Genomic DNA, 14,380 nt, shown 5'->3' with positions numbered 1-14,380 from the left:
CAGGAAAAAGAAGGCAGGTGGAAAAGAACAAAGTAAAAGGTGGAAAAAGGAAATAATGTGAGGAGCGGAAATCGGAAAGAAAAGGTTGGAAGACAGAGAATGGAGAACAGACGCAATTTGGAAAATGAAGAAAGAGTAAATGAGGACTGGGGGACAGACAGTAAAGCCAGATGGATTGGCGGCGCAAAGTGTGAGGGGAATCAGGTGCCTGTGTTTAAGCGGGAATTCCGGATAGAAAAAGGCTGCAGGGGAGGGCGGATTGCTGTCACGGGAGTGGGACATTTTGAACTTCACCTGGACGGGGAGAAGGTGGACGACAGGGTGCTGGAACCGGCCTGGACCAATTATGACAAAAGTGTGGATTATTCCGTTTACAGGATAGAGAGCCTGAAGCCGGGGCTGCACAGCCTGACCATGTGGCTGGGAAACGGGATGTATCATGTGAAAGGGTTGGGGAGGCACGCCAAGTTTGAGAGGAGCTTCGGAGAAATCGGCTTTCTGCTGGAGGCCCGATGGGAGTACGAAAACGGGATGACGGAGAGTCTGGTCAGTGATACTGCCTGGAGGACCAGACCAGGGCCCATCGTATTTTCCAGTGTGTACGGAGGAGAGGATTACGACGACAGAGTGATGGAGGAGGACTGGGAGCTTGCCGGTACGGAGCCTGACGGGAGGTGGGAACCGGCGAATGTGCTTTCCGGGAACAGAGAATCCGCCGCCCCTGCAGGGAGACTGGTGAGGAAGACGAATCCGCCTCTGTGTATTACAGAAAGGCTGGCTGGCGTGCGGCTGGCGGGAAGAGATATCATATATGACATCGGGCGGAACATATCGGGATGGTTTGAAATCCGGTTCCGGGGGAGCGCGGGAAAGGTTCTGAAAGTAACACCTTATGAAATGGCTGATGAAAATGGGGAACTCTCCCAGAAATTTACCGGTTTTCCACATTATTATCTGTTTTACTGCAGGGATGGGCGCCCCTGCTGCTGGCAGCCGAAGTTTACCTATTACGGATTTCATCTGCTGAAGCTGGAATGGCTGGAAGAAGATCTGGAGACACCGGCGGCAGAGCCTCTCTGTATAGAGAGTGTCACAGGCCTGATGATTGGGGTGAAAACAAAACGGGCCGGCGGATTTCGCTGTTCTCTGAAACTGTGGAATCAGATTCATACTCTTATCACCAATGCCATGGAATGCAATATGAAGTCGGTATTTACGGACTGTCCCCATCGGGAAAAGCTGGGATGGCTGGAACAGGTCCATCTGGTGGGTCCCGGACTGCTGTATAATTATGAACTGGCGGGGATGTATCGGAAGGTGCTGGAGGATATGGCGGAGGCCCAGACACCGGAGGGGCTGGTGCCGGACATCGCCCCGGAATATCACAATTTTGACCTGGAGCAGATTCATGAGGGGTTTCGGGATTCGCCGGAGTGGGGCAGTGCCTGCATCATTGCGCCATGGTATCTGTATGATCAGTATGGGGATATCACTTTCCTGGAAAATAATTACGAGATGATGCGGAGATATCTGGGGTATCTGCAGACCAGGATTTCCTGCGGCCTTCTGCATCACGGACTGGGAGACTGGTGCGATTACGGGGTAAATCCGCCCTATGCCCAGAATACACCGGTGCCGCTGACGGCCAGCGCCATCTATCTGTATGACCTGCAGCTGATGGAGCGGATTGCGGAGATTCTCCGGAAACCGGAGGACTGCGCACTATACAGGCAGCGGAGGCAGCAGACGGAAAAAGCGTTTCAGAGGGAATTTTATGACAATCAGACGAAGCGCTATGGCACGGGAAGCCAGACTGCCAATGCCATGGCCCTGTTCCTGGGCCTGGTGCCGGAGGAGGACTATTGTCTGGTGCGGGATTCGCTGATAAGGGATATTGTGCTGCGGGGATACGGGACTACCAGCGGAGATGTGGGTTTCCCCTTTGTGCTGCGGGCGCTGGAGAAAACAGGCTGTCATGATATCGTGACCAGGATGCTGCTGCAGACAGAGGCGCCCGGCTATGGATATCAGATTCTGCACGGCGCCACCACCCTGTGCGAGGAATGGAACGGGAATGATCCGGAGCATCCCAGCAGTTCCCAGAATCATTTTATGCTGGGGGCGGCGGAGGAGTGGTTCTATCAGGTACTTGCAGGCTTCCGGCGTTTTCATGGAACGGAAGAAAGGCAGCCGCAGAGAATTGTGCTGAAGCCTTATTTCCCGGAGGAACTGGACTGGCTGACGGCCTGGCATACGTTTCCGGAGGGCAGAGTCACCATTCACTGGAAGCGGCAGCACTGGGGAATTGGTCTGAAAATCATTCTCCCCGGGAATGCATTCGGGAAGGTGATTCTGCCCGGGGAAGAGATTGCGCTGCACGGCGGGGAGAATCGGATTCGGCTGAATGGGTCTCTTTGATGTAAATGCCGGATAATCAGCCTCTTGACTGTCTCTCGGAAAAGCCGCTATAATATAGCAAAAGGAGAAGAGCGTTATGGCGGTTTCATTTACCCCGGAGCAGCGGGAGGCCATCGAACTGCATGGCTGTAATATACTGGTATCGGCGGCGGCGGGAAGCGGCAAAACCGCCGTTTTGGTGGAACGCATTGTGCGGATGGTCTGTGACGAGACGAAGCCGGTGGATATTGACCGCCTGCTGATCGTGACCTTTACCAACGCGGCGGCGGCGGAAATGCGGGAACGGATTGCGGCAGGCATTTCCGCAAGGCTTTCGGAAGCGCCGGAATCCGAGCATATCCAGAGGCAGGCCACGCTGCTGCACAATGCCCAGATTACCACAATAGACAGCTTCTGTCTGTTTCTGCTGAGGAATCATTTCAATGAAATCGGACTGGACCCGGCCTTTCACATCATCGACGAGGGGGAGATCAAGATGATGCAGCATGAGGTTCTGGAGGAGCTGATAGAAGACGCCTATGCCACCGGCGGCGAAGCTTTTCGCTTCTGCGTGGAATATTTCTGTCCCGGGGGGAAGGAAAAGGTGCTGGAGCAGCATATTCTGAATCTGTCGCTGTATGCGGCCAGTTTTCCCTGGCCCGCCCTGTGGCTGGAGGCTCGGAAGGAAGACTATGCCGGGACTACGGTGGAGGAGATGTGTGAAAGCTCGTATGCTCTCTGGCTCAGGGAACATCTGCGGCGCATGATTACAGGCTGTGTGGAGAAGCTGGAGAAGGTTCGCGGGCTGTGTGAAGCGCCGGATGGTCCCTATCAGTATGGAGAGCTGGTGGACCGGGAACTGGAACAGGTGCGGGGGCTGCTGCGATGCAGCTCGCTGGAGGAATATGCGCTGAAGCTGGAGACGGTGAATTTCGGCAGACTGCCTTCCAAAAAGGATGCCAGTGTCTCGGCGGTGAAGCGGGATCTGGCGAAGGAGATGCGGGCGGAAGTGAAGGAGAGCCTTCAGAAACTGGGGGAACGCTTTTTTTCCACGAGCCTGGAGCTGGCGGCCAGGCAGGGCGCGGCATGTCGGGAGCCGGTGAGCACACTGCTTGATCTGGTCCTGGAATTTGACCGTCGGATGAGGGAGAAAAAGCGGGAGAAGAAGGCCATTGACTTCTCTGATATGGAGCATTTTGCGCTGGATATTCTGCTGGACGGACAGGGAGAAACGGCAGAAAGCAGTGCCGTCGCACGGGAGTACCGGCAGCACTTTGCGGAGATTCTGACGGATGAGTATCAGGACAGCAATCTGGTACAGGAGTATCTGCTGAGGGCGGTTTCCGGGGAGGAAGACGGGCAGTTCAATCGCTTTATGGTGGGGGATGTAAAGCAGAGCATTTACAGATTCCGTCTGGCCAGGCCGGAGCTTTTCCTGGAAAAATATAATACATACGCGGCGTCCGAAGGCCCCTGCAGAAGAATTGACCTGGCGAAGAATTTCCGCAGCCGTACGCAGGTGGTGGATGCCGTAAACGAAGTGTTCGGCCGGATGATGAGCGAAGAGGCCGGCGGAATTGTCTATGACAACAGAGCTGCTCTGTATCCGGGGGCGGCTTATCCGGAGAGCGGGGACTGTACCGGTGAGCTTCTGCTGGTGGAGAAGCCGGGCAGAGATGGAAATGTGGACGCGAAGCAGGCAGAAGCCATGGTCATAGCCCGGAAGATCAGGGAGCTGAAGGGAAGCTTTCAGGTGACGGACAAAGGAAACGGGGAGAGCAGGCCTGTAAGATACGGCGACATGGTGATTCTGCTGCGGACTAACAGCGGCTGGGACGAGCCGTTTCGTGAGGTGCTGGAGAGAGAAGGCATTCCCGTGTACATTACCTCCAGAACCGGATACTTTGCGGCTGCGGAGGTCCAGGAGCTGCTGCAGCTGCTGCGTGTGCTGGACAATCCCTGCCAGGACATTCCCCTGTTTGGCGTGTTGAAATCTGTCTTCGGCGGATTTACGGAGGAGGAAATCGCTGTTATCCGCAGTTATGCCAGGGGATGCAGCCTGTATGAGGCGCTGAAGCGGTATTCGACTGTATATGGACGGTGTGAGCAGACTGGGGAGACTGCGTCGGAGACAGCACAGGAAACGGAAGCTTTTGTGCGCAGAGCGGAGCCGGCGCAGAAGAGAGAAGCTGATGGAGCAGGTCAGGGGGAGGATGAGGAAACCGGCGAAGCATGCACTCCTCTGGGTGAGAAAGCGGCCGCCTTCCTCCGACGGATAGCCGGCTATCGGGAATGCACGGTCTACCTTCCCGTCAGAGAGCTGCTGACCAGGCTCATCAACGATTTTGGTTATCTGGACTATGTGACCGCACTGCCCACCGGCGGCAAAAGGCGGGCCAATGTGGAGATGCTGCTGACCAGGGCCTCGGATTTTGAGAAGACCAGCTATTTCGGGCTGTTTCATTTTATTCGGTATATGGAGCAGCTGGAGAAATATGACGTGGATTCCGGCGGGGCGGAGCTTCTGGATGAGAACGCGGACGTGGTCCGTATTATGAGCATTCATAAGAGCAAGGGCCTGGAATTCCCGGTTACCTTTGTGGCGGGTTTAAGTAAACGGTTTAATATGCAGGATGCCAGTCAGTCCCTGATACTGGATATGGATCTGGGCCTGGCTGCAGATTACGTGGATCCGGAGAGGCGCATTCGCAACAGGACTCTGCGCCGGATGGTGCTGTCGGGAAAGCTGAGAGAGGACAGTCTGTCGGAGGAGATGCGGTTGCTGTATGTGGCCATGACCCGGGCCAGGGAGAAGCTGATTCTGACGGGAGTCCTGGAAAATGCGGCGGAGAAGTGGGAGAAGTGCAGGGAGCTGGGCGGCGGAATGCTGACAAGTCTGGATTTCATGGAAGCGGGCTCTTTTCTGGACTTTCTGCTGCCGGTTCTGCCGGGAACCTGTATTCGGGTGTCGGTGATGGGAGAACTGGAGGAAGCCGCGGAGGAGCTTACGGAACAGGTTCAGTTTTTCCACAGGAGAGAGCTGTTGGAACAGGCTGACAGCCTGGGAGATATGGAGGCGGAAAGGCAGCTGACAGAGAGGCTGAATGCCGTTTATCCTTATGCGGCGCTGGCAGATCTCTACACGAAGACCACCGTGTCCGAGCTGAAAATTGCCGCCATGGCGGACCGGGACGAAGCGGCATATCACACCTTTGAGGCGAAGGAAGTACAGCCCTATATTCCCCTTTTTAAAAGGGAGGAAGAGGCTGTCAGCGGCACTGTTCGTGGAAACGCCTATCACAGGGTGATGGAACTTCTGGATTTCGAGGAGGTGCTTTGGAGCGCACTGGAGAGCACAGAGGGATTTCCGGGAGATTACGGAGAATACAGACAGCGGATTCAGGGGAAAGCGCTGACGGCTGCGGTAAGCGCATTTTTGCAGAGGGAGGCGGAGCGCGGAAGACTTGCGGGGGAATATCTGCAGGCGGTGAGGACACGGAAGCTGGAAGAATTCCTGTGTTCTCCGCTGGCCTTCCGCATGTGGCGGGCACAGCGGGGAGGAGAGCTCTACCGGGAGCAGCCCTTTGTGCTGGGCATCGACGCCCGCAGGCTGAAGAGCTCTTTCCCGGAGGAGGAGACGGTTCTCATCCAGGGAATCATAGATGTATTTTTCGAGGAAGAGGACGGGGTGGTTTTGCTGGACTACAAGACAGATTCCGTGGGTACGCTGGGAGAGCTGTGGAACCGCTATGAGACCCAGCTGGATTACTATCAGGAGGCTGTGGAGAAGATTTTCGGGAAGAAAGTGAAGGAGCGGATACTGTATTCTTTCCATCTGGGGAAATATCAGTGACAGTACAGGAACCGTTATGAAAAGGAGGCCGCAAACGGCAGAAAAGAGGAAACTAAACTATGGACAGACAGAATCTTACCTTAATGACAGATTTATACGAGCTTACCATGATGCAGGGGTATTTTGCGCACAAGGACCGCAATGAGACCGTTATCTTTGATGCTTTTTACCGCAGCAATCCCTGTGACGGGGGATATGCGATTTCCGCCGGGCTGGAGCAGGTGATTCAGTACATCAAAGAGCTGCATTTTGATGACAGTGACATTGCATATCTGGCTTCGCTGGGGATTTTCCGGCCGGATTTCCTGGAATATCTGAAGACCTTCCGCTTTTCAGGGGATATCTATGCGATTCCCGAGGGAACCGTTATGTTCCCCAGAGAGCCCATCGTCAAGGTGATTGCACCCATTATGGAAGCACAGCTGGTGGAGACGGCCATTCTGAATATCATCAATCATCAGAGCCTGATTGCCACCAAAGCGGCGCGGGTGTGCCATGCGGCAAAGGGGGACGGCATCATGGAATTCGGACTGCGCCGGGCCCAGGGACCGGATGCCGGAACCTACGGAGCAAGGGCGGCCATCATCGGCGGCTGTATCGGCACCAGCAATGTCCTCTGCGGTCAGCTTTTTGATGTGCCTGTCAAGGGAACACATGCTCACAGCTGGATTATGAGCTTTCCCGATGAGTACACGGCCTTTAAAACCTATGCGGATATGTACCCGGGAGCCTGCATCCTTCTGGTGGATACCTATGATACGCTGAAATCGGGAGTGCCGAATGCCATCCGAGTGTTCACGGAAATGCGGGAAGCGGGCATTCCCCTGGGATTCTACGGCATTCGTCTGGACAGCGGGGATCTGGCTTATCTCTCCAAGAAGGCGCGGGAAATGCTGGACGCGGCCGGATTCCAGGATGCCGTTATCTCTGCTTCCAATGATCTTGACGAGTACCTGATTGACAGTCTGAAGGCTCAGGGAGCGGCCATTACCTCCTGGGGCGTGGGGACCAATCTGATTACCTCCAAGGATAATCCTTCCTTCGGCGGTGTCTATAAGCTGGCGGCCATCCGGGGGCAGGACGGCCAGTTTATTCCGAAAATCAAGCTTTCTGAGAACAGCGAAAAGGTGACCAATCCCGGCGACAAGAAAATATATCGTATCTATGAAAAGGAGTCCGGGAAAATCAAAGCGGATTTAATCTGCCTGGCGGATGAAGAATATCGGGAAACCGATGACCTGGAGCTTTTTGACCCGCAGGAGCCCTGGAAGAAGACGAAGATGGCCGGCGGAACATACCGCCTGCGCCCTTTGATGGAGCAGATATTCAAAGAGGGGAAGTGCTGTTATACTTCCCCCAAAGTCATGGATATCCGGGCTTACTGCCAGAGAGAGCTTGCCACCCTCTGGGAGGAGAGCAAGCGCCTGGTGAACCCCAGTCAGGTATACGTGGATCTGTCCCACAGGCTGTATCACACGAAGATCGAGCTTCTGGAGCAGATGAGCAGAGGCTGACTACTGTTCCATCTGTCTTCCCAGAAAGCCTGCGGCGGACATCAGAAGCTTCTGCTCCACCTCTCCCATGCGGCTTTTATTGTCGTTCTGCAGGAGAACCACGCTGCCGATGATGTCGCCCTCACAGAGAATGGGCGCGATGGCTTCATGCTGATAATCGTCTCCGCCTTCGTCGCAGACGGAGATGAAGCTCCGGTCTCCTCTGGAGGCCATGATGGTTTCTCTGTTGTGTATTTTTTCTTCCATCTGTCTGCTGACAGATTTGTTTACCATCTGTTTGTAGCCGCCTGCCGCTGCGATAAACTGGTCTCTGTCCGCAATCAGAGCCGCATGGCCGGACACCTGAGCCAGGCTTTCTGCGTACTGCCTGGCGAAGGTGGTCATTTCTCCGATGGGAGAATATTTCTTCAGGATGACCTGTCCTTCTCTGTCGGTGAAGATTTCGAGGGGATCTGACTCCCTGATGTGAAGTGTTCTGCGGATTTCCTTGGGGATGACAATCCGTCCCAGATCATCTATACGTCTCACAATTCCTGTTGCTTTCATAGCTTAAGTCCCTCCGTTTTCCAATCTGAAGATTTTCGGCAGCAGTTGGGCCGAAGACCGAACTGCTGCAATTTATCATCATCTGACGTGGAGTTAGTATCTGTAAAAAAAGGAATTATATGCAAATTTACAGGAATTACAGTCATTTTTCTTCAAAAACAGTTTTCGGCTGTTCATGGAAATAAATGTCATACCAGACCAGGAAGGAGTACACTGCCCAGATTTTGCGATTGGTGTTGCCCCGGCCGGACCCCCGGCCCTCCAGCAGCTCATCCAGCGCTTCCCGGTTGAAGAATTTCTCCGCGGTGGGGGAGGAAAAAGCCTGAATGACAGCTTTGGAGCCTGACTCGGAAGTCAGAAAATGCCCCAGCGGAATGGGAAATCCCAGCTTTCGGCGGTTGGAAGTCACGGCGGGAAGATGACGTCCCGCAACTTTTCGGAACAGATATTTTGATATCTGACCTTTCTGCTTATATTTTGCGGGCAGCCGCCTGGCGACTTCGAATACTTCTCTGTCCAGATAGGGGACACGCAGTTCCAGAGAGTGCGCCATGCTCATCCGGTCCGCTTTCTGCAGGATATCTCCCGGAAGCCAGTGAAGTAAATCTATGTACTGCATCCGGCTGGCCTCGTCCAGATTCTGTGCCTCCTGATAGTCATCTGCCAGAAGCTCCTGAGGGCTGGGTGTCCGGGTGGGATTCTTCAGCAGACGTTTTCTCTCGTCGGCGGTAAACAGGTTTGCATTTCCGATGAAACGCTGTTCCACAGGCATACTGCCGCGGATAAGGAAGCTGCGGCCTTTCATTTTGGGCAGACGGGATACCAGCTGTGCAATTCCTTTCCGCAGAGACGAAGGGAGCTTCTGATACAGATGCAGAGCATTTGGCTCGCAGTAAATACAGTATCCGCCGAATAATTCGTCCGCGCCTTCGCCGGAGACCACTACCTTTACCTGCCGGGCCGCTTCCCGGGACAGAAAATACAGCGCCACAGCGGAAGGGTCGCCGTTGGGTTCATCCATGTGATAGAGCACCTCCGGCACTGCCTCCCAGAATTCCCGTTCGGAGATTCGTTTGCCCCGGTGCTTCAGCCCCAGTTTCTCAGCCAGCTCGGTGGCCAGGGGAATCTCGTTGTAATGGCCTGTATCTGAGCCCAGGCCCACGGTAAATGCCCTGTCTCCTGTAAATTCCGCGGCAATCAGGCTGGAATCCACGCCTCCGGAGAGAAAGGTTCCGATTTCCGTGTCGGCTGCCATGTGATGTTTCACGGAATCCGCGATTACTTTGTCCAGCTCCGCAATCCATTCCTCTTCCGTCCGGTTTAACCTTTTGGGGGGGTTATCCGGGTATAATGTGGGCACAAAATACTGCTCCACTGTGAGAGCCGAACTGTTCTGATCGTATTTCAGGAAATGTCCCGGCAGCAACTGCCAGATTCCCTGGAAAAAGGTTTTCTCCAGAGCGGAATACTGGAAGGAAAGGTATTGTTCCAGGGCTTCCGGATTCAGCTTCTTCTTATAGGAAGGGTGAGGCAGGATCCCTTTGATCTCCGACGCGAACAGGAGAGCTCCGTCTGCCAGAGCATAATAAAAAGGTTTGATTCCAAAAGGATCCCGGGCGGCATAGAGCGTCTGCCGGCTCTCATCCCAGATGGCGAAGGCGAACATGCCGCGCAGGTGATCGGGGAGATGCTCTCCCCATTCCTCGTAGCCGTGGAGCAGCACTTCCGAATCTCCCTGGGTGGAAAAACGGTGTCCGGCCTTGAAAAGCTCCTGACGCAGTTCCTGATAATTATAAATCTCTCCGTTGAATACCAGAATCAGGCTGCCGGTCTCATTTGCCATGGGCTGAACACTTCCCGCCGGGTCGATAATGCTGAGACGACGGAATCCCAAAGCGACTTTCTCCGACAGCCAGCTATTTCCCTGATCGGGGCCCCGGTGAACCAGGGCGGCCATCATTGCCTCCAGAATTTTTTCACGTTCCTGCCTTGTCTGCCGGGGCCCTGTCTCGTTTTTGGTAATTTTTTCTGTAAATCCGCATATTCCGCACATCGTCCGTACTCCTTTTTCTGATGTTATCCGTGGTATGGAACTCATTTTAGCTGATAAATGTAACTTTTGTTCTGTGTGGATGTTTCTAAAATGTATCGGCTTGTAAATAATTGTAACAATGACTCATAAAAATGACAATTCAGATACCCCGGAACTGTATCCGGCGCTATAATTCCAATACAATACACTTTCTGTGAGACAGAGAGGTATCCTCATATGTCTCCAGCAGGATACGCCGGGTGGAACTGTCGTATTCCATGGCCACAAGATTGCGCAGATTCTTATACAGCAATTTTCTTTCCGCCGCGTCCGCCTGATACAGATATAGGTCTGCAGAGAGGATATCCCGGTAATTCAGAATGTCGGACAAATTGTCAGTGCTGTACTGGGCATTAACGGAATTGCCGCTGTCAGGATCCATAATATATTTTTCCGCTCCCTGTTCTTCGGCGAGCACTACCAGAAATTCACCGGAATCCAGCGGCAGATAATCCACAATTATCCCCGGGAAGTCCGGTAAAGTCAGAGTATTTTCCGGGGAATCCACAATGTCTGTATTGATGCGGCAGAGGCGGGAGGCATTTCCCAGGTAATAGAGGACATTGCTCTCCAAATCATAATGATACTGCAGGGAGTGCGTTCCCGTGTAATCCTGCAGATAACTCCACTTATGGACATAGAGGGAAGCCTCCCCAGGGGTTTCCTTGAAATCCTGTATTTCGGCAGGGGAACCTTTCCGCGCTGCGACTTCCTGGTCGATATATTCCAGATTGAAATATACGGCCCCCTTTTTTTCCTGCATAAAGCGCAGCAGACCGGCGCTGTCCGAACAGTCATAAAGTGTTGCCGACAATAGGCGGTCCGTGTCTGTGCCGGTGAAGTACAGTCTCTGATCGGGCTGACGGAGAAAGGTCCTTTCCCTGGCTTCCGACGGCTGCCACGCCGGCTCTTCCTGAGTGGCTCTCTCCTTTTCGCAGTCATATACCGGGATAAAATAATCGGTTCCGCCGGTGACTCCCGCAATGTCAAAGGTCACCCAGCGGCCGCTCCGGGAGAATGAACCATGCAGCCGGGTGTCAGAGTCCGCGGAGCCTTCATACAGGAGTATGTATTCACTGTCCTCCATGGAATACAGCCAGACAAAGGTGTTATTCCAGAAGTCGGAACGGACATAGACCAGGAGCTGCTTTCCATTCGGGGAGGGCAGCAGTTTCTCCACATACAAATCCCCCCGCATCTCTGCTCCGGAAGGGGCCAGCCGTTCCTCCCAGAACGGGACAAGCCGGCCGGAAGTATCGTAGAAACCATAACGATAATCTACCTGACGACAGACCAGAGAATTGGCGTCATTGGTCTTGTCCAGGGCGAGTATGTGAATTTCGTTTTCGGCACAGCCCTGCAGAAATGCGCTTTTATTCAGGGAATCCCGGGTTTCATAGGCATAGGTATAGATTTTCTGTACAGTGAAATCATTCCCGGCATCAGAACTTTCCGTTTCCTCTCCGGCAGTAGATGTCATTGGCAGCAGCATGGTTTTCTCTTCCGGTGTACAGCCTGCGGGCAGAAGGCAGGATATGGAGAGTATGCACAGAAAAAATTTCAGGGTTCTTTTTTCATAGCCCGGGGTTCTCCTGTTAAAAATGTTTCTGAGTTTATGCCTGATTTTCATTCCTTCTTTCCTTTACAAACGCTTCTGTTCCGCTGTTGCTGACGGAATTTACTGTCCGGGGGGCAGACTCCTGTGCCGCCTTCAGACGGATGTAGAATACAGTATGAGCGCCGGGTCTGCTTCTGACATAGATTTTCCCTTCATGCTCCTCCATGATTTTACGGCAGATGGAAAGGCCGAGACCGGAACTGCCCTGTTCCCGTGAATAGGCTTTGTCCACACGGTAAAAAGGTTCGAAGATGCGTTCCCGTTCTTCCGGGTTCAGCCCTTTTCCCTGATTCCGGACAGCCAGCAGTACATAGCCCTTTTTGATGGAACCTTTGATGAGGATTGGGGTGCGGCTTTCCCCGTATTTAATGGCATTGTCCACCAGATTGATGAGAACCTGACGCAGCCGTTCCTCCACGCCCCATACCGGGAGTGCTTCCGAAAGCTCCGTCTCAATCCACATTTCATACCGTTTGGCCTTGATATCCAGCGCCTGTGCCACGCTGATGCCTGTCCGGGCCAGATCCACCAGCCGCCTTTCCATGTAAATGCTTTTGTCGGACATTTCCAGCAGCTGCAGTACCATCTGGTGCATCCGCGTGCTTTCCTGCAGGATCTGCTGCAGCCCCTGACTGGTCAGCTGTTCGTCCTCTCCGTGATCCGCCTCCATAAGCTGGGCATATCCCTGTATGGTGGTGAGAGGTGTTTTCAGCTCATGGGTCATATTATTGTAAAATTCCTGCCGGCTTCCCATCAGCTTCATAATCCGGTCTCTGTCGGTCTGCATGCGCTGAAACTGTGAGCCTATCATCTCCAGCATAATGCTGAAGTTCCGGGACATTTCCCCCACTTCATCCCGCCGGCCGGAATCTGCCAGCTGGGCCATCATCTGCATGTTAATCTGCTCCCGGGACAAATCCCGCACCACATGACGGGATATTTTGGTCAGCTTCTGGACAGGGCTCAGCAGCCTGTTGGTGAAAAAGAGAAGCAGCAGAAAAATCAGGACAAATACGACGGCCACTGCCTGATAAACCATTGTTTCCATCTCTTTTGCCTGGAGAAACAGCTGAGAAGTGTCTATCTGATAACGGATGATACCCAGCGTGTTCTCCTCGATTGTCACAGGCATGGAGAAATAGACCAGCATTCTGTCGGCGGCAGGGTAGCTCATGGTAAAAGCGGCATTTCCCGAAAGCGCCTGTGTCAGGTCATCGGTAACTTCGACTTCCTGTATCTGTCTGTTATTGTTGAGATACTCGCCCCCGGTGTCCAGCACCCAGAGATTTCTCTGGCCGAATATTTTCAGTTCACGGGCAATATCTCCGGCAATCTGCCGGTATCCTTCTTCGTCGTTATTGGCATTGTTCAGCATCAGAAGCTGGCGGACATAGATGAGAGTATTCTCCTGGATTCCCTGCAGTTCCCTGATAATCTGGGCTTCCTGATTATTCCAGAGCCGAGCATGGATACCGCCGTATAAGATACAGCCGCCTGCAAGGAACACGGCCGACAGGGTCAGAGCCATCTGAAACCGGATTCCCAGCCGAAAGGATTCTTTATTCCGGGACATATTTATACCCCACTCCGAAAACGGTTACCAGTGACTCTTCCAGACCGGCTTTTTTCCGGATTCGCTGGACATGGATATCCACAGTTCTGGTATCCCCCACGAAATCATATCCCCATATCTGATCCAGAAGTACGGTTCTGGTAAATACCTGTCTGGGATGCTTCAGAAAGCAGATCAGAAGGTCATATTCCTTTGGGGTCAGATTCAGAATCTTTCCCCGGCAATATATGCTGTGTTCCCGCTCCGATATGGTCAGATGACCGCAGACGAGCCGGTCATCTTCGGCGGTGCCGCGGGTTTTCTCGAACCGGCGCAGTATGGTGCGCACCCTCGCCACAACTTCCCTGAGATCAAAGGGCTTCGTAATGTAATCATCGGCACCGGATTCCAGCCCGTAAAGCTTGTCCTCCATATTCCCCCGGGCGGTCAGCATAATGATAGGGATTTTGTATTGTTCGGTCAGCATCCGACATACATCCACACCGCTGATATCCGGCAGCATCCAGTCCAGAAGTACGATATCCTGGGGTTCTTTGCCGGCCATGGCAAATCCGTCGCTGCCGGTATAGGCACATTGCACCAGAAATCCTTCTTTTTCAAAACCGTATTTTAAAATGTCCGCTATGGGCTTCTCATCTTCAATTACCAGAATCTTTCCGCTTTCCATCTGTTTCTCCTACTGTAAAAACTGCGTCGTCTGTCCCACATTTTCCGAGAACGGCAACGTATTTACATTTTACCAGATAAGTATACCCCAGGTGTCTCTAAAATGTAAATATTTCTGAAT

At 53.3% G+C, this 14,380-nt stretch carries 8 protein-coding genes; 3 read left to right on the top strand and 5 right to left on the bottom strand.

Annotation, left to right across the window (positions count from 1 at the left end; all coding sequences use genetic code 11):
• Positions 1-99: 99 nt before the first annotated feature.
• The 3 genes from NSB25_RS12015 to NSB25_RS12005 all read left to right on the top strand — a co-directional run bounded on the left by NSB25_RS12015 (position 100) and on the right by NSB25_RS12005 (position 7,764).
• Complete coding sequence (locus tag NSB25_RS12015; RefSeq protein WP_146040047.1) at positions 100-2,418, top strand: family 78 glycoside hydrolase catalytic domain; 2,319 nt, start codon at positions 100-102, stop codon at positions 2,416-2,418.
• Positions 2,419-2,494: 76 nt separating this feature from the next.
• Positions 2,495-6,250, top strand: coding sequence for a helicase-exonuclease AddAB subunit AddA (gene addA, locus NSB25_RS12010; protein WP_103239983.1), 3,756 nt, complete (start codon positions 2,495-2,497; stop codon positions 6,248-6,250).
• Positions 6,251-6,309: 59 nt separating this feature from the next.
• Positions 6,310-7,764, top strand: coding sequence for a nicotinate phosphoribosyltransferase (locus NSB25_RS12005; RefSeq protein ID WP_103239984.1), 1,455 nt, complete (start codon positions 6,310-6,312; stop codon positions 7,762-7,764).
• On the opposite strand, the gene spoVT is transcribed toward NSB25_RS12005, so the two are convergent.
• From spoVT to NSB25_RS11980, 5 genes are all read right to left on the bottom strand, one after another.
• Positions 7,765-8,310: a stage V sporulation protein T gene (spoVT, locus tag NSB25_RS12000; RefSeq protein WP_103239985.1), complete on the bottom strand. Its 546-nt coding sequence runs from the start codon at positions 8,308-8,310 to the stop codon at positions 7,765-7,767.
• A 142-nt stretch (positions 8,311-8,452) separates the two neighbouring features.
• Positions 8,453-10,363 (bottom strand): asparagine synthase (glutamine-hydrolyzing), encoded by a 1,911-nt coding sequence (asnB, locus tag NSB25_RS11995; protein WP_103239986.1) that lies wholly within the window; start codon positions 10,361-10,363, stop codon positions 8,453-8,455.
• 166 nt (positions 10,364-10,529) lie between these two features.
• On the bottom strand, positions 10,530-12,032 hold the full coding sequence (locus NSB25_RS11990) for a hypothetical protein (RefSeq protein WP_103239987.1): 1,503 nt from the start codon (positions 12,030-12,032) through the stop codon (positions 10,530-10,532).
• Positions 12,016-13,593 carry a sensor histidine kinase gene (locus NSB25_RS11985; RefSeq protein ID WP_103239988.1) on the bottom strand — a complete coding sequence of 526 codons (1,578 nt, stop codon included), beginning with the start codon at positions 13,591-13,593 and terminating at the stop codon, positions 12,016-12,018. The genes NSB25_RS11990 and NSB25_RS11985 overlap by 17 nt, the downstream gene beginning before the upstream one ends.
• Complete coding sequence (locus NSB25_RS11980; protein WP_103239989.1) at positions 13,580-14,260, bottom strand: response regulator transcription factor; 681 nt, start codon at positions 14,258-14,260, stop codon at positions 13,580-13,582. Before NSB25_RS11980 ends, NSB25_RS11985 begins: the two co-directional genes overlap by 14 nt.
• Positions 14,261-14,380: the final 120 nt, after the last annotated feature.

Source organism: Acetatifactor muris, from assembly GCF_024623325.1.
In the GTDB taxonomy this organism is placed as follows: domain Bacteria; phylum Bacillota; class Clostridia; order Lachnospirales; family Lachnospiraceae; genus Acetatifactor; species Acetatifactor muris.
Note: the sequence above shows the minus strand (reverse complement) of the source record. Positions and strands in the feature narration are given on the sequence as shown.

Coding starts and splice junctions, on each gene's coding strand:
- NSB25_RS12015 (WP_146040047.1), top strand. CDS start 100: ATGGAGAACAGACGCAATTTGGAAAATGAAGAAAGAGTAAATGAGGAC.
- addA (WP_103239983.1), top strand. CDS start 2,495: ATGGCGGTTTCATTTACCCCGGAGCAGCGGGAGGCCATCGAACTGCAT.
- NSB25_RS12005 (WP_103239984.1), top strand. CDS start 6,310: ATGGACAGACAGAATCTTACCTTAATGACAGATTTATACGAGCTTACC.
- spoVT (WP_103239985.1), bottom strand. CDS start 8,310: ATGAAAGCAACAGGAATTGTGAGACGTATAGATGATCTGGGACGGATT.
- asnB (WP_103239986.1), bottom strand. CDS start 10,363: ATGTGCGGAATATGCGGATTTACAGAAAAAATTACCAAAAACGAGACA.
- NSB25_RS11990 (WP_103239987.1), bottom strand. CDS start 12,032: ATGAAAATCAGGCATAAACTCAGAAACATTTTTAACAGGAGAACCCCG.
- NSB25_RS11985 (WP_103239988.1), bottom strand. CDS start 13,593: ATGTCCCGGAATAAAGAATCCTTTCGGCTGGGAATCCGGTTTCAGATG.
- NSB25_RS11980 (WP_103239989.1), bottom strand. CDS start 14,260: ATGGAAAGCGGAAAGATTCTGGTAATTGAAGATGAGAAGCCCATAGCG.